This window comes from Streptomyces poonensis (assembly GCF_014650915.1).
Taxonomy (GTDB): Bacteria; Actinomycetota; Actinomycetes; order Streptomycetales; family Streptomycetaceae; genus Streptomyces; species Streptomyces poonensis.
The window spans coordinates 121,648-136,962 of record NZ_BMVW01000006.1; the positions used below are offsets into that span (position 1 = coordinate 121,648).

13 protein-coding genes, 1 tRNA gene and 1 pseudogene are annotated in these 15,315 nt (G+C 70.0%); 8 read left to right on the forward strand and 7 right to left on the reverse strand.

Going from position 1 to position 15,315, the window contains the following annotated elements:
- Nucleotides 1-116: 116 nt before the first annotated feature.
- Complete coding sequence (locus tag IE242_RS17445; RefSeq protein WP_229859038.1) at nt 117-1,058, reverse strand: hypothetical protein; 942 nt, start codon at nt 1,056-1,058, stop codon at nt 117-119.
- A gap of 110 nt (nt 1,059-1,168) precedes the next feature.
- On the opposite strand from IE242_RS17445, the gene IE242_RS38595 reads away from it, so the two are divergent.
- The gene (locus IE242_RS38595) at nt 1,169-1,300 is read left to right on the forward strand and encodes a hypothetical protein (RefSeq protein WP_268249467.1); all 132 of its coding nucleotides are present in this window, start codon (nt 1,169-1,171) and stop codon (nt 1,298-1,300) included.
- Between the two features lie 182 nt (nt 1,301-1,482).
- Here the strand turns inward: IE242_RS38595 and IE242_RS17450 are convergent, their stop codons facing one another.
- Nucleotides 1,483-4,785, reverse strand: a complete 3,303-nt coding sequence (locus tag IE242_RS17450) for an FG-GAP-like repeat-containing protein (protein ID WP_229859040.1) — start codon at nt 4,783-4,785, stop codon at nt 1,483-1,485.
- Nucleotides 4,786-5,267: 482 nt separating this feature from the next.
- Here IE242_RS17450 and IE242_RS37745 point away from each other — a divergent pair.
- From IE242_RS37745 to IE242_RS17460, 3 genes and pseudogenes are all read left to right on the forward strand, one after another.
- Nucleotides 5,268-5,639 (forward strand): annotated as a pseudogene (locus IE242_RS37745) (RICIN domain-containing protein); the annotation flags it as partial.
- Between the two features lie 126 nt (nt 5,640-5,765).
- Complete coding sequence (locus IE242_RS37750; protein WP_229859092.1) at nt 5,766-6,521, forward strand: pectate lyase; 756 nt, start codon at nt 5,766-5,768, stop codon at nt 6,519-6,521.
- Nucleotides 6,522-7,229: 708 nt separating this feature from the next.
- The gene (locus IE242_RS17460) at nt 7,230-8,579 is read left to right on the forward strand and encodes a phosphatase PAP2 family protein (protein ID WP_189860178.1); all 1,350 of its coding nucleotides are present in this window, start codon (nt 7,230-7,232) and stop codon (nt 8,577-8,579) included.
- Between the two features lie 137 nt (nt 8,580-8,716).
- Here IE242_RS17460 and IE242_RS17465 read toward each other — a convergent pair whose 3' ends face one another.
- Nucleotides 8,717-9,118, reverse strand: a complete 402-nt coding sequence (locus IE242_RS17465; protein WP_189860180.1) for a GlcG/HbpS family heme-binding protein — start codon at nt 9,116-9,118, stop codon at nt 8,717-8,719.
- 153 nt (nt 9,119-9,271) lie between these two features.
- Here IE242_RS17465 and IE242_RS17470 point away from each other — a divergent pair, with 153 nt between their 5' ends.
- Nucleotides 9,272-10,138 carry a helix-turn-helix domain-containing protein gene (locus tag IE242_RS17470; RefSeq protein ID WP_229859042.1) on the forward strand — a complete coding sequence of 289 codons (867 nt, stop codon included), beginning with the start codon at nt 9,272-9,274 and terminating at the stop codon, nt 10,136-10,138.
- 61 nt (nt 10,139-10,199) lie between these two features.
- Here the strand turns inward: IE242_RS17470 and IE242_RS17475 are convergent.
- Nucleotides 10,200-10,273 (reverse strand) — tRNA-Gly (locus IE242_RS17475).
- A gap of 540 nt (nt 10,274-10,813) precedes the next feature.
- Between IE242_RS17475 and dcd the strand changes: the two genes are divergently transcribed.
- Nucleotides 10,814-11,389, forward strand: a complete 576-nt coding sequence (dcd, locus tag IE242_RS17480) for a dCTP deaminase (RefSeq protein WP_189860184.1) — start codon at nt 10,814-10,816, stop codon at nt 11,387-11,389.
- Nucleotides 11,390-11,399: 10 nt separating this feature from the next.
- Entirely contained in the window at nt 11,400-11,897 is a 498-nt protein-coding gene (locus tag IE242_RS17485; protein WP_189860186.1) for a phosphoribosyltransferase, read from the forward strand.
- Nucleotides 11,898-11,968: 71 nt separating this feature from the next.
- Here the strand turns inward: IE242_RS17485 and IE242_RS17490 are convergent, their stop codons facing one another.
- The 3 genes from IE242_RS17490 to IE242_RS17500 all read right to left on the reverse strand — a co-directional run bounded on the left by IE242_RS17490 (nt 11,969) and on the right by IE242_RS17500 (nt 14,250).
- The gene (locus IE242_RS17490; RefSeq protein WP_189860187.1) at nt 11,969-12,403 is read right to left on the reverse strand and encodes a hypothetical protein; all 435 of its coding nucleotides are present in this window, start codon (nt 12,401-12,403) and stop codon (nt 11,969-11,971) included.
- A gap of 365 nt (nt 12,404-12,768) precedes the next feature.
- Nucleotides 12,769-13,719, reverse strand: coding sequence for a Yip1 family protein (locus IE242_RS17495; protein ID WP_189860189.1), 951 nt, complete (start codon nt 13,717-13,719; stop codon nt 12,769-12,771).
- Nucleotides 13,720-13,842: 123 nt separating this feature from the next.
- Nucleotides 13,843-14,250 carry an ATP-binding protein gene (locus IE242_RS17500; RefSeq protein ID WP_189860191.1) on the reverse strand — a complete coding sequence of 136 codons (408 nt, stop codon included), beginning with the start codon at nt 14,248-14,250 and terminating at the stop codon, nt 13,843-13,845.
- A gap of 223 nt (nt 14,251-14,473) precedes the next feature.
- Between IE242_RS17500 and IE242_RS17505 the strand changes: the two genes are divergently transcribed.
- Nucleotides 14,474-15,313, forward strand: coding sequence for a helix-turn-helix domain-containing protein (locus IE242_RS17505; RefSeq protein ID WP_189860193.1), 840 nt, complete (start codon nt 14,474-14,476; stop codon nt 15,311-15,313).
- Nucleotides 15,314-15,315: the final 2 nt, after the last annotated feature.

Consider the following 15,315-nt stretch of genomic DNA (forward strand, 5'->3'; position numbering starts at 1 on the left):
GCTGACGGGGCGTGGGCGCCCCGGCGGTACGGATACGGCCGTCCCCTGCCGCACCGCCGCCGGCGCCCTCCCCCGTACGGGACCCCGGGAGGACCTCCGACGCCTCCACCCGTCCGTCACCCGCCCGCGTGGTCCCCCTGACGACGGCTGCGCGTGATCAGCCAGGTGCCGCCCACTATGAGCAGCGCGAAGAGGGCCAGTCCCACGCCCTGCGCGGCCAGCAGCCAGAGCCGGTCGCCCAGGGAGAGCGTGCCGGTCAGCGTCACCTGCAGGGAACCGACGGCGAACGCGATCGCGGCGGTGAACACGGCGACGACCTCGACGACGCGCACGGAGGAGGTGTGCAGCGAACGCTCCAGCCGGACGTTCGCGTCCGCCTGCTTCTCCCAGCGGCGCTGCTGCTCCGCGTCTCTGAGGGCCCGCAGCCGTCCCTCCTGGATCGCGTCCCGTCTGGTCAGGTACTGGTCCTGCAGCACTCCGAGGCTCGCGGTGGGGCTCGCGGCCAGCAGCGTGAGGGCCGTGTCGATGCGCTCCAGCGCCTCGTCGTGCCGCCCGCACATGTGCAGCGCGGTGGCGAGCCGCGCCTGGAACATGTGGTCGCGCGGATACGCCTCCACCGCCTCCTCCGCATGACGGCGCAGCAGCTCGCCCTGGCCCTCGAACGGGGCGGCGAAGGCCAGCCCGTTGAGGCAGACGTCCACGGTGTGCCGGGTGCGGCCGGGCGCCGACCAGGCCCGCTCCAGCAGTTCGGTGGCGTACGCGACGGTCAGCGCCCGGCTGCCGAACGCGGCGAAGGACTGGAGCGCCAGGAACACGGGATCCTCGCGGAAGCGGCCGGCGGCCACGGCCAGGGGCGAGGACAGGAGGAACGCGTGCAGCTCGTCGAAGCAGAAGTTGGCCCGCAGCTTGCCCGCGTGGAAGAGCGTGAGCAGGAAGGCGATGCGTTCACCCGTGACGCCCGGGCCCACCTCGACGGCCGCCGCCGTGAGGTCGGCCGCCGGTTCCACGCTCCCGCGGTTGAGGAACCCGTTGCCGAGTCCCCACTGCTCGGCGACCACACCCCGGCTCCCCGTCCGCCACATGGTCCGTCACCCAGCGGGCGCACTCCAGCGCCGTACGGACCGTCGGCCGGTCGTGGAAGCGCCGCCGCCAGTAGCGGTCGGCGGACATGAAGTACGGATCCGTGACGAGATCGGCCGAGGCCACCTCGTACGCGGGCGGAGTGCCCGCCGCCAGCAGCTCGCCGGCCACCTCGTCGACGATGCGGTCCCGTACCCGCGTGTCCGCGGTGCGCGCCTGATCCAGCCGCGCCGTGATGGTGGCCGTGTCCATGGGTCCCCCTCGTCCTCAGCGATCCAGCGCTCGTGGCGGTGATCGTTTCGAACCTACAGGCAGGGGCGGGAACGCAGTACTCGCGGCGAACTGCCGGGCCCGGGCCGGAAGACCGGGACCCGGCAGCGGACGCCACGAGGTGGACGGCCCTCAGACGACGGCCTTGTACCCCTTCCAGCCCGTCGCGATCTTCGTACGGCCGCCGAACGACCCCTTGCCGTTGCCGTTCTGGCGGTACACGTTGCCGCCGGTGTCGCGCGAGACCAGGTCCGCCTTGCCGTCGCCGGAGATGTCACCGGCGCCGACGACCGCGTTGTAGGAGGCGCCCCAGTTCGAGGAAACCTTCACCCGGGCCTTGAAGGTGCCCTTGCCGGTGCCGTCGTACCGGTACAGGTTGTTCGACTTGTCCTGGGCGAGGAGGTCGCCGATGCCGTCGCCGTTCAGGTCACCGGCTCCGACGACCTTCTTGTACGTCCTCCAGTCGCCGTACAGCTTCACGCGCGCCGACAGCTTGCCCGTGCTGGTGCCCTTGTACAGGTAGACCGCCCCGGTCGAGGGGTTGCGGGCGACCAGGTCCGGTCTGCCGTCACCGCTCACGTCACCCGGCGAGGTCAGCACGTCGTACTGGGTCCAGCCGGAGGTGCCGACCGCGGTGTACGGCGTCGAGGGCGTCGCCGCCGTGCCGCAGGCCGGGCGGTAGGCGCGGAGGGCGCCGCTGCTCAGCCGCACCAGGACGTCGTTGCAGCGGTCGCCGCTGAGGTCGCCGAACGGCACGAACCTCGCGGTGGTCGGCCAGCCCGCGCCGGAGACCTTGCCGCTCAGCCTGCCCGTGCCGGTGCCGCGCTGGACGGCGAGGGTGCCGGAGGAGTCGAGGGTGAGGACGTCGCCGACGCCGTCCTTCCCCGCGTGGTCGCGCGGTGCCGCCGCCCCGGCCGTCACCTTGACGGTGCCGGAGAGCGTGCGGGCGGCACCCTGGCCGTCGGCGGGCAGAGCGGTGAGCGTCCAGGTGTAGGTGCCGTTGGTGACGAGGCGGCCCGCGGAGTCCTTGCCGTCCCAGGCGGCCTTCAGCAGGCCGCGGGCGGCGGAGCCGGACAGGGTGCGCACGGTGGCGCCGGACGCCTTGTTGCGGACGGTCACCTTCCAGGAGGCGGCGGGCTTGGACAGCCACCAGGTGCCGGACCAGCTCGCGGCCCCGGAGGTGACCGTGGAGTCGATGACCGACAGGGCCGACGCAGGGACACCCGTCGGTACGAGGTGGACGCGCTGCTCGCGGTCGGCGTAGGCGACGCCGCCGCCGAAGCGGTCCACGGTCCAGGTGGTGCCCGCCCCGAGGTTGTCCCGGCCGAGGTCGGTCCAGTCGGCGAGCTTGCGGCTCGGCAGGTCCGTGTGGCTGCCACTGGACGGCAGCCCGCCGTGCAGGTCGATGAGCTTCAGTCCGCTGCCCGACTGGGTGCCGCCGACGCGCTCGACGAGGTAGCCGTCGCCGAGGAGGACCCGGCCCGCGGGGGCGGTGGCGGTGCGCTTGGTCGTACGGTCGTAGACGCCCGCGCCCGCCGCGGTGCCCGAGCCGTCCGCACAGGCCCAGTACACCCAGCGGCCCACGGCCTGGAGGTCGGACGGGGTGCAGCCGTTGCGGGTGGTGAAGGACTCCACGGCGGTGCCGGACGGCAGCCGGGTGGCCGTGACCGTGCCTCCCGTGGCCGCGCCGCTCCACAGGGTGCTGCCCCAGACGGCGGCGGCGACCCGGTCGCGCTTCTGCAGGACCTTGCCCGCCGGGCCGTCGGCGGCGAACTCGCCGACGTACTGGTAGCCGGAGGAGGCGCTGTCGACGACCGCGTACCGCCCGGAGAGGCCCTTCAGCTGCGGGGCGTCGTCGCCCGTGTCGAGGGTCGGGCCCCAGTCGGTGGCGCCGTTGGCGCGCAGCATGGTCAGGCCGGACTCGGTGGCGTGGCGGCGGCCGTGGTGGCCGGTGCCGTCGGCGAGCATCGGGATGCAGCGGGTGTTGCCGGCGTAGCAGTCGCCGTCCCTTCCGCTGACCAGACCGTCCACGGTGGCCCTGGTGACGGCCGGGGTGCCGCTCGTGGTGAGCCAGGTGCTGCGGTAGGCGCCGATGATGGTGTTCGGCTGGTACAGCGTGCTGTTGTCGGCCGTGGTGAGGATGCCGCTGCCGAGCGAGAGGCCGTTGATCTGCGCGGGCATCGGCCCCACGGCGGTCAGCCGGCTGCGGGTGACCGAGCCGTCGGCGGCCTGGGCGATCCGGTACACGCCCCAGTCGAGGTCGCCCTGCTCGACGTACTGCTCGGCGCCCGCCACGAGCACGGAGCCGTCCGGCGCCTGGACGATTCCGTGGGCGGCCGGGTTCATGACCTCGGTCAGGCCGGTGTCCGTGCCGTCGGAGGTGAGGGCCCACAGTGGCTGGCCCCGGTACTTGTTGTCGCCGGGCGACACCGGTTCGAGGCCGAGCGGCGTGTCACCGACGACGCCGAACGAGGCCTGGTAGGACAGTGCGCCCGTGTCGAAGGTGCGGGGCGCGGCGGACAGGTCGGCACGGTCGTACACGTCCGCCAGGGAGCGCCCGCTGCGCAGCCGCAGCACCGAGTCGGCGCCCAGCCGGAAGCCGGTCACCTCCCAGCCCTCCTCCGGATCGACCCGGTCGGGCAGCGCGCTGAACGCACCGGTGGCGAGGTCGACGATGCCCCAGTGCGCCCAGCCGTTCTCGTTGTCACCGGTGCTGTAGCGGAGGATGACGGACCGGGCGTCGCCGTCCTCGACGGTGATGTCCGACGCGCCGTCCGGCAGCCCGGTCACGGGGGTCCGCCCGATCCCGCCCCCGTCCTGGACACGCCACAGCTGGTAGGCGTTCGGGTTTCCGTTGACGCTGCCGGTGCTGGTGAGGACGGTGCTGCCGAACGTGCCCTGATAGGTGTGGTGTTCGGGCACCGGAACCACAGCGGTGCCGCCCGAGACCCCCGCGCCCTGGAGGAGGGTGACCTGCGACTCCTCCGCCGAATAGAGGGCGACGGTGTCGGACCCGTCCCCGTAGTTGCCGGGCTGGAAGGAGCCGGACTGCTGGAAGTAGCCGCTGTCGATGTCGTACTGGACCGGGACATCCAGCCGCTGCTCCAGCGCGGTCGTGGTGCCGGTGGCGTAATCGGTCCAGAGGAGCCGGTCGTCGCCCTCCTGCGCCCAGAGGAAACCGCTGGTCCCCGCGTTGAGGATCTGCGTGGCCCTGGGCACGGCCCGCGGGGCGGCGGGCAGTACGGTCTCACCCGCGGTGGCGGGCTGCGGAGCGGCTGCCGCCGGGGACGGTACGGCGGCGAGCGGGAGGCCGAGGGCCAGCGCCGTCGCCAGGACCGCCGCGGTACGTGCCGCCGGCGTGCCGAGGCGTGCCGAGCGTGAGCCCGGTACTGGTCCATGTCTGTGTCTGTGCCGGTCTCGGCCGAGTCGGGCCACCGTTCCTCCTGAAGGAATGAAGGAAAGAAGAAGGCATGGTGGGACGTACGGCAACGCTCTGGTGTCTCCCCCGGCCCCCCGGCCGCTCCCCCCACGCGCGTGGAGGGAGCCTAACAACATGCTCATGACGAGCTCCGGGGTTTTCGGGCCTCCCTCACTCCTCAGCCGCCTCGCGCGCCGTGAACGGCAGCACGAGCCGCGAGGGATGGGCGGTGTAGCGGTAGATCTTGTGCGTGACGGGGGGCCGACCGAGAGGCGACCCCGCATCGCACCCGGAGTGCACCCGGAGAAAAGAAGATCGGCAACCTTTGCCCGAGCGGTGGCGACCACCAGGCGAAACCCCTCGGACGAAGGAAGACCCAGTGAGCGAGAGAGCGACCCTGCGCAAGCTCCGGCGCAGGCGGACCAACCGCCGCCGGACCGTGATCACCGGTGTGCTGGCCACCGCGCTGACCGGTGGCGCGATCGTCGGCGGCGTGCTGATGACCGCTTCCGCCTCGGGCCCCGGCGCGGGTACGTACCGCCTGGTCAACGGCGCGGACGACACATGTCTCGACGTGCCGTCGGCGAGCACCGCGGCGGATGTGCAGCTGGCCACGGCGGCCTGTGGCAGCGGTACGGGGCAGCAGTGGGAACTGAGCACCTCGGGCGACGGCTTCACCGTCCAGGCCGTCGGCAGCGGCCTGTGCGTGGGCGTGAAGGGCGCCGCCACCTCCGCCGGCAAGCCGGTCCAGCAGCAGGACTGTGACGGAGGCACGTCGCAGGTGTGGAAGGCGACCGCCGTCGACGACGGGTACCAGCTGGTCAACGGCAAGAGCGCCAAGTGCCTCAACATCAAGGACGGGCTGGCGCAGCAGAACTCCTGCGACTCGGTCAGCAGCAAGACCTGGACGCTGACGACGGTCTCCGACACTCCGGCCCCGTCCTCCCCGGCCTCGTCCTCCCCGACCGCGTCCGCCCCCGTTTCCCCCTCGCCGTCCGTGACTGCTCCGGCCTCCCCGTCCGCGACGGCGTCCGCGAGCGCGACGCCCTCCTCCCCCGCGCTCACCGGCTGGCCGACCGCGACCGGCTCGAAGGCGGTCAGCGCCACGATCGAGGTGTCCGGCACCTACGACGGCGGCCTGGCCCGCCACTACGGCTCCGGCGACCTCGGCGGCGACGGCCAGGACGAGGGCCAGGACCCGATCTTCAAGCTGGCCGACGGCGCCGTCCTCAAGAACGTCGTCCTCGGCTCCCCGGCGGCCGACGGCATCCACTGCTCGGGCAGCTGCACCCTGCAGAACGTGTGGTGGGAGAACGTCGGCGAGGACGCGGCCACCTTCAAGGGCAAGTCCTCCTCCGCGACGTACCTGGTCCAGGGCGGCGGTGCGAAGGGCGCGGACGACAAGGTCTTCCAGCACAACGGCGCCGGCACCCTCACCATCAAGGACTTCCAGGTCGAGGACTTCGGCAAGCTGTACCGCTCCTGCGGCAACTGCGGCACCCAGTACGAGCGCCACGTGGTCATCGACAACGTCGTGGTCACCAGCCCCGGCAAGGTCCTGGCCGGCATCAACTCCAACTACGGGGACACGGCCACCCTCTCGAACGTGACCGTCGTCGGCGACGACGACCGGGACATCACCATCTGCGAGCGCTTCCAGGGCAACGACGACGGCGACGAGCCGACCGCTCTCGGCAGCGGCCCGGACGGCACGTTCTGCCGCTACGGCACCTCGGACATCACCTATGAGTGAGCGGCCGAGCCGCTGAACCGAAGTTCGTGAGGTCCGTGATCCAAGCGCGCACCCCCAGGTCTCTGACCTGGGGGTTTCGCATGGAGCGGGTCATCGAGCGAGTATCGACCGAGTCGCCGAGCGAGTCACCGAGCGGATTCCGATCCGTCATGGGCACTTGCATGCCATACGCTGCGTTCTCGGCAGCGTTCACACACCCGTCGTCGGTGTGAGGGGGGACGTGCTGCCGGCTCATGACCGCCCGGTGAGCACCGGGCTTCTTCTACGTGGGGGGTCACATCACTGCTCGCAGACGCGGCATGTCGATCGCGACGACACTCGCGGTCGTTCTCAGTTCCGCGGCCCTGGCGGCGGGAGCGGCGGGTCCGGCGGCGGCCGACTCCGCGACGGTCCTTAAGTACTTCACCTTCACCAAGTGATCCCAAGGCAGCCGGTCTGGACAGCACGCCCCCGGGTCGATGACCCGGGGGTTTGTCGTGAAGCTCCGGATGAACCCGGAGGGTGATCCTCTCGTCTTCCTCTGCCGACGAGCAGCTTTCTGAGAACACGTCCGATGACTGATGACTGATCAACACTAACCAGCACTAATTAACCGAAAGCAAGCAAAGCGACCGAAGATTGAGACACATAACATCGCGGGTGTTTGCGCGAATACACCCCAGAAATACGCCCTCCGTGTGGCGTCGACCGCGGACGAGACTCTGGGCCGTGGCGGGTGCGGCGGCCCTCGGATTTCTCATCGTGCTGGAAGTCGCCGCACGCCGCTACGGCCTACCGGGGCCGATGACCAACCAGGCGAAAGAGGTGATATCCGCCCCCGCTTCGGGGCCGTTGCTGTATGCCGGTATGGCGTTGATGATGGTGGTGCTCACCTGGCGGCAACGGTTCATCGCGGTCGGTGCCGCGATCGGTATCGACGTCGCCTTCTTGCTGGTGAGGTGGGCGGCCGATGCCGAAGTGACCGACGGGCACTCCTTCGGCAACGGCGCGTTGTGGGTGATTCTGGGCTGTGCGGTCATCGCTGTCACGCGCCGCACCGGCCAGGAACGTGTCCTGCTGCTGAAGGGCGCCGGGCTGGGTCTCCTGCTGGTGGCCGGCCGGAAGACGGGCGACACCTGGCTGCTGATCACCTCGAAGACGCGCCCGATGGTGCTCGACGAGTACGTGGCCACCGCCGACCACGCGCTGGGCAACCCGTCATGGGTGGTGGGCCGGATCGTCGAGGCCACAGGCCCGGTCGGCGCCCATGTCCTCGACTGGGTCTACGTCCAGCTCGCGGTGGCCGCGGTCGTCGTCGCGCTGTACCAGCTGCGCAACGTGGCGGCCCAGGGCCGCTTCCCGCGCCATCACCTGGTCCGCACCTTCCTGGTGATCGGCCTCCTCGGGCCGGCCATCTACATGATCTTCCCTGTGGTCGGACCGGTCTTCACCTACGGCACCGGCGCCTTCGGCACGGGCGGCGAGCCGTGGGCGGTGGCCAACCTGTGGCCGGACACGCCACCGCCGGCCGGCCCCCCGCACCCGGTCCCGTACGACGCGATCACACCCCGCAACTGCATGCCCAGCCTCCACACGGCGTGGGCCACCGCGATCTTCATCCACTCCCGCAGGGCCCCACGGATCCTGCGCTACGCGGGAACGTTCTGGCTCATCGCCACGCTCAGCGCGACGCTGGGATTCGGCTACCACTACGGCATCGATCTCGTAGCCGGCGTGGTGTTCACCGTCACGATCGAGGCAGCGCTGCGCTCGTTCGACCGCGGCTGGGACCGGACGGGAATCCGGCTGGTCGCCTACGGGGCGGTGGTCTTCGCCGCAATCCTGATATCGGCTCGCTGGCTGCCGATGCAGATGGCGGCACACCCGTGGGCGTTCGGACCACTGCTCATCCTGGCGATGGCGTCGGTGGTGTACGGCTACGCGCGGACCACCGCAGGGTGGGACCGGGACGGGACCCCGGTGCCGCCGGACCTGCCAGGACAGCTGATCGTGTCACCTCGGCCCACGGCACGCAGAGAGCACGCGGCGTCCGAATACGCGACTTCCGAAAGGGACTAGCCGGACCGGACAACAAAGAACCCCCGGGGCGACGCCCCGGGGGTTTCTGCTGGAACGGGTGACGAGAACCGAACTCGCGCTCTCAGCTCGGGAAGCCGAGGTGATCTACGGCTGGGGCGGCTGGGTGGGTGGACGGGTCAGTACGCCCGGGCGGCCGCTTCGGCGACGTGGACGTCCTGGTCGGCGGTGCCGCCGGAGACGCCGACAGCCCCGACCGTACGGCCGTCGGTGTCCACGATCGGCATACCGCCGCCGAAGGAGATCAGGCCGCCGTTGCTGTGCTCGATACCGTAGACAGGGCCGCCCGGCTGGGAGATCTCGCCGAGTGCTGCGCTGGGCATCCGGAACAGCACCGAGGTCTTGGCCTTCCTCAACGCCAGGTCGATCGAACCGAGCCAGGCGTCGTCCATCCTCGTGAAGTGCAGAAGGTGGCCGCCGGCATCGACGATGGCGATGTTCATCGCGGTGCCGATCTCCTTGGCCGCGGTCTCGCCGGCGGCGGCGATACGGATGGCGGCGTCCAAGGGCAGAGCAGACACATCAGCGCCTTTCGTCGGGGGTGTCCGTTGCGTGCCCACCGAGCATTGCGCTGCTCATGCGGGCCGCCCAGAGCTGTGTCGTGGCTGGGCACGCGGTTCCTGGGGACGACAGCCCCAGGAACGGCACGACCGGCGGATGTGACACTCGTGGACGTGAGCGAGCTCGGAGACTTCCTCAAGGCCAAGCGGGCGCAGATCACTCCCGAACAAGTCGGGCTGCCCCCCGTGGGCAACCCCCGCCGAGTAACGGGTCTGCGCCGGGAGGAGGTCGCACAGCTGGCCGCCGTGAGCGTCGACCACTACACCCGCCTCGAACAGGGCCGAGTAGCGACGGCCTCCGACAATGTCCTCGTCGGCCTGGCCCGCGCACTGCTGCTGACCGACGACGAACTCACCTACATGCGCCTGCTCGTCCGGTCGCGCCCGTCACGCCGTGGCCCCCGCACGCCGGCCAAGGTCGCCTCCCCCGTGCAGGACTTGCTGGACGCTCTGACCCACACTCCCGCCCTCGTGCTCGGCCGCCGCTTCGACATCCTCGCCTGGAACGCCGCCGCGACCGCCCTGTTCCGCGACTTCGCCGGGCTGCGCCCTGAGCACCGCAACCTCGTCCGGCTGGTGTTCCTCGATCCCCGCGTCCGTGGACTGTACGAGGACTGGGAGTCCGTCGCCGCCGAAACGGTGGCCCGGCTGCGGATGGATGCCGCACACAGCCCCGATGACCCACGGCTGACCAAACTGGTCGGCGAGCTGTCGGTGCGCGACGCCGACTTCCGCCGCTGGTGGAGCGGGCACGGCGTCCGCATCCCCAGCGCGGGGCGCAAACACCTGCGCCATCCGGTCGTCGGCGGCCTCGAACTCGACTGGCAGACGATGCAGCTCGGTACGGCCTCCGACCAGATCCTGGTCACCTACACCGCCCCGGCAGGCACGCCCACCCACGACGCCCTGGCCTTCCTCACATCCTGGTCGGCACGCCCGGACGCCGTCGGTCACACGGCACAGTCCGGGCCCGCCACCTAGCCGCCCGCCCACTGGTCCAGACAACAAAGAACCCCCGGGTCGATGACCTGGGGGTTTCTGCTGGAGCGGGTGACGAGAATCGAACTCGCGCTCTCAGCTTGGGAAGCTGATGTTCTACCATTAAACTACACCCGCGCGAGACGCCGGATCGAACCGGTGTCGGGACGCGTCGTCACTCTACCTCATGTCGTGCCCCCGGTGGTGAAGCCGTGGGGCCCGCCGCTGTCCGGGGGCTGGAACCGGGTGTGCGGCACGGGAGTTGGGGCATACGGTGGGGGTGTGGCCGGGGGTCCGCGTGGGGCCGGAGTGCCGCCTGGAGGGCCGTCCCTTTCATCCCGTAATGTGTGCCTTCGTCGTCAGGTCGACAGACAGACGCGGCTCTTGGGGAAGGGACTCTAGGACTTGATGGAACGCACCGTCGTCCGCTGTGCCGATGGGCACGTGTTCAGCACCGCTTCGTTCCCGATGCAGCAGGCCGAGCGCCTCGGCCCCGGACGGCTGATCCGCTGTCCGCGGTGTGCCCGGCTGCGCAGCGCGGTGCCCGTACCGGTGGCGGTAGGGGCAGTCGCGAGGCATTAGCGGCAGCGCGAGCAGGGGCCGGCCCGTGACAGAGGCCGGCAGGCGCGCGGGTCGTCCGGTTGCGGGCGGTCCGCGCGTCTTGCGTATCCTCGGGGCGTGCTTCTCTCAGACAAGGACATCCGGGCCGAGATCGACGCCGGTCGGGTGCGGATCGATCCGTACGACGAATCCATGGTGCAGCCGTCGAGCATCGACGTGCGTCTCGACCGGTACTTCCGGGTCTTCGAGAACCACCGCTACCCCCACATCGACCCGTCCGTCGAGCAGACGGATCTGACGCGGCTCGTCGAGCCGGAGGGGGACGAGCCGTTCATCCTCCACCCCGGCGAGTTCGTGCTCGCCAGCACGTACGAGGTCATCACGCTGCCCAATGATCTCGCCAGCCGGCTGGAGGGGAAGAGCTCGCTGGGGCGGCTCGGCCTCGTCACCCACTCCACCGCCGGGTTCATCGACCCCGGCTTCTCGGGGCACGTGACGCTCGAGCTGTCGAACCTCGCGACCCTGCCGATCAAGCTCTGGCCGGGCATGAAGATCGGCCAGCTGTGCATGTTCCGGCTCTCCTCGCCGGCCGAGTTCCCGTACGGCAGCGAGCGGTACGGGTCCCGCTACCAGGGGCAGCGCGGGCCGACCGCCTCCCGGTCCTACGTCAATTTCCACAGAACCCAGGTGTGAGCAGAGCGACGTGAGCAACGTACGAGAGAACCTGACCTACGAGCAGTTCGGCGTCGCCGTGCGCGAGCTCGCCCAGACCGTCGCCGACGACGGGTACGAGCCGGACATCGTGCTCTCGATCGCCCGCGGCGGCGTCTTCGTCGCGGGCGGGCTGGCGTACGCGCTGGACTGCAAGAACATCAACCTGGTGAACGTGGAGTTCTACACGGGCGTGGGGACCACCCTGGAGATGCCCGTCATGCTCGCGCCCGTGCCCAACCTGATCGACTTCTCCGACAAGAAGGTCCTGATCGCGGACGACGTGGCCGACACCGGCAAGACGCTGAAGCTCGTCCACGACTTCTGCCTCGGCACCGTCGCCGAGGTGCGGTCCGCCGTGATCTATGAGAAGTCCCACTCCCTCGTGAAGTGCGAGTACGTGTGGAAGCGGACGGATGACTGGATCAACTTCCCGTGGTCCGTCGAGCCCCCCGTCGTGAAGCGGAGTGGTCAGGTTCTCGACGCCTGAGGCGAGACAGACAGCAACATGGTCCACGGCCTGCGGACGGTTCCGGCAGGCCGTGGCGAGGTCGCTCCGGCTCACCGGTGGGCCCGACGAGTGCCGTGGCAGGCGTGGCAGAGCTGGTGCTCGTGGCAGATGTAGTGATCGTCGTGGTCCCGGCGGCTGCGGCGGCCGCCACGCCGCAAGCTGATCACAATCTTGCACAGGGTGTATCCGCCGACGAGGGTGACCGCCATGGTCACGCCGAACTGCACCGAGATGCTCGGCTTGATGATTTCTGCGAAATCACGGACGAGTTGGGCGATGAATTCTTTGATCTCGTCGATCTGAGCGTTTGATATTGCTTGCTGGACCATCGCGGTGCCATGTTCCGCTCGGTGAGCGGAATGTGTGTCGGTGGCCTGCGCGATAGTGGGTCCGGCGATGGTGACGACGAGGAGCAGTACGGCCACGCATGTCGTGCGGGCCAATCCCCTGCCGCGCCGTGCCAACGACGACTTGGGCTCTGGCATGGTGCATCACTTCCCGTGCGCTGGAAGGCGCCGCTCGGGCGCCCGGTCTCCCGACGCTCCGTGCGGTCCGCCGGTACCGACCAGTGCACTGCCGCCCTGCTCGTGGATCTCGCGTGCAGGCGCTCCTTGTTTCCGGATCGCCGAATTCGTTACCCGTTCTGAATTCGTGGACCCAATTCGTGGAGCATCGCACGTGTTTCGTGTGTCCCGGGGTGTTCCGTGGTATTCCGGGAGTGTTCCGGGGCGTTCCGGGAACTCGCGCGTCTTCGATTCTCCGGTGAATTCGGAGTTGTCGGCGGTGCGCTCCGTCGTGGAAAAGCCCCCGGCGCTTCTCGCGCCGGGGGCTTCCCTCGTACCGGTGGCTCCTAGAACGTGCCCAGCTTGATCAGCGACAGGATCGCGATCAGCTGGATCGCCGACGCGCCGAGGGCCTTCGGCCACGGGAGGTCGTGCGACTTGGCGACCATCTGGGTCAGCAGGGCGCCCGCCGCCACCCAGGTGATCCAGCCGAGGATCTGGACGAAGGACGCGTCGCCGCCCGCGAACATGGCGACGATCAGGCGGGGCGCGTCCGTGAGGGTCACGATCAGCATGGAGAGGCCGACCGTGGGCTGCCAGGCGCCGTCGCCGCCGAGTTGGCGGGCCAGGGTGTGGGTGACCACGCCCAGGATGAAGAAGCTGACCACCATGGCGACGGCGGTCGTCAGGAAGATCGGGACGGCGTTGTCCAGGGTGGCGTTGATCGCGTCCTCGCGGGCGGCGTCGAAGCCGAGGACGGCGAGCAGGCCGTAGAGGAACGTGACGATGAGGGCCGGGGCCCACATCGCGTAGTCGCGCATGACGAGGAAGGTCTGGCTGGGGCTGGTGACGATGCCCTTGAGCAGGTCCTTCCAGCCCAGGCGCGGGCCCGCCGGCGCGGGCGGTGCGTGGCCCGCGCGGTAGGTGCCGCTCTGGTTGTACGGGTCCTCGTCGATCGAGAAGGCCTGGGTGTGGCCGGGGTTGTTGGCCGCGTACGGGTCCGGGCCCGGACCCCTGCCCGCGCTCTGGGGGCCGGGGTAGCCGTGGCCGCCGTCGTCGCCGAAGTACTCCGGCTCGCCGTGGTTGCCGCCGTGCGCCTGCGGCCAGCCGGACTCGGCCCGGCCGCCGTGGCCGCCCGCGTGTCCGCCGTACTGCGGTCGCTGCGGCGCCTGGGGATAGCCGTACGACGAGCCGCCGCCCTGCGGAGCCTGGGCCTGCTGCTGCCCGTACGGGGGGTTTTGCGGTCGCGCTTGAGGAGCGCCGTTGTTCCGGCCGCGTCCGATCCTGAATCCAGCCACGTCGTCGAACGTACCTGCTTACGGCGCGTGGTGGGCCGGGCCCGGGCTCGCGGACCCGGCTTTGCGGCCGAGCTGTGACATCCACTAAGGGTGCTGTGGGGCTTCCCTTAGGGGCACTGGGGATCACCTGGGTCCGTTCCTCGCGTCGAGCTCGCACCAGACGTACTTGCCGTGGGCGCCGTCGCGGTGGACCTGGAACCAGCCCCAGTCGTCGGAGCAGGCGTCGATGAGGTGGAGGCCGCGGCCGGACTCGCCGTGTGGGTGAGGGGCGGTGGTGGCCGGGGGCGTGGGGTCCGTGTCCCAGGCGCCGAGGCGGAAGGAAGGCCCGGACAGTCTGAGCTTCAGTGCGGCCGGACCCTCGGTGTGCCGGACGGCGTTCGAGATGAGCTCCGAGGCGAGCAGCTCCGCCGGGTCGACGAGGGCGGGCAGGTCGTGGGTGGTCAGGATGTCGCGGAGGGTGCGTCGGCAGATGCCTACGGCTCGGGGGTCGTGGGGGATGTAGAGGGTGTACTCCCACGGGGCTCGTGACATACGGATCTCCTGGTGGAGGCGGCGGTAGGCGTGGGTGGGCGGCTGCGAATGTCACGAGCGGTGGCTCTGCCGCGCCCGCCATGGCATGACGGCGCGGTGCACTTCCGGGCTCCCGGGTTTCACAGCGTGTGCGGTGCGTCACAGACGGTAGAGGTAAAGCTTTCCCTCGGTCAACCGGAACTGGGATACTCGGAGCCCTCAACTAGCCCGAGAGAAGGGGCGCATGGCCTCCAGAGCTGTCATCACCGCACGTCAGGAACGGCTCGGTGCCGAGCTGCGCAAACTCAGGGAACGGGCCGGACTGACCCTCCGGGCTGCAGCGCAGGCATCGGGTATCGCGGAGAGCAAGTTGTCCAGCACCGAGGCCGGACGGGTCGGGGTGAGCGCGGAGCGCGTGCGGTACCTGGCCAGCCAGTACGCGTGCAGCGACGACGTTCTGGTCGACGCATTGGCGGCCATGGCGGCCGAGCGAGAACGCGGCTGGTGGGAGGAATACCGGGGCAAGGTGCCGTCCGGGTACTTGAACGTGGCCGAGCTGGAGCATCACGCCGTAACGCTGGAGACCTTTCAGAACGTGCATGTCCCCGGGCTCCTGCAGACTGAGGACCATATCCGGGGCATCTTCAACTCGCCGGTAGCGCCGACCGGGGAGCAGCGTGAGGCGCGGATCCGATTTCGGCGGCGGCGCCAGGAGGTCCTGGGCAGAATCGGCTATGAGGCCGTGATACACGAGGCGGCCCTCCGTACGCGGGCCGCTGACAGCAAGGCAGCGCGGAAGCAGTTGCTGCACATCCTGGACCAGTCCGAGCGTCCGCAAGTGACCGTCCGCGTGGTTCCTTTCGACGTCGACGGTTTCGCTGGGATCAGTGCTCCGCTGGTGTACGCGAGCGGCGCCGTGCCGCAGTTGGACACCGTGCTGGTGGACACGGCGCATGGCGGGGCTTACCTGGATGGAGAGGCTCAGCTGAGCCGCTACCGAGGTGTCCTCCGCACGATCGAGCAGGCTGCTTTGGGCGTCGTAGAGTCGAGAGACTTCATCCATCGCCTCGTACAGCAGATGTGAGG

Bases quoted from the DNA above. Each gene is read 5' to 3' on its own strand.
- IE242_RS38595 (WP_268249467.1), top strand. From the start codon at position 1,169: ATGAAGTACGGATCCGTGACGAGATCGGCCGAGGCCACCTCGTACGCG.
- IE242_RS17490 (WP_189860187.1), bottom strand. From the start codon at position 12,403: ATGCCAGAGCCCAAGTCGTCGTTGGCACGGCGCGGCAGGGGATTGGCC.
- IE242_RS17505 (WP_189860193.1), top strand. From the start codon at position 14,474: ATGGCCTCCAGAGCTGTCATCACCGCACGTCAGGAACGGCTCGGTGCC.
- IE242_RS17500 (WP_189860191.1), bottom strand. From the start codon at position 14,250: ATGTCACGAGCCCCGTGGGAGTACACCCTCTACATCCCCCACGACCCC.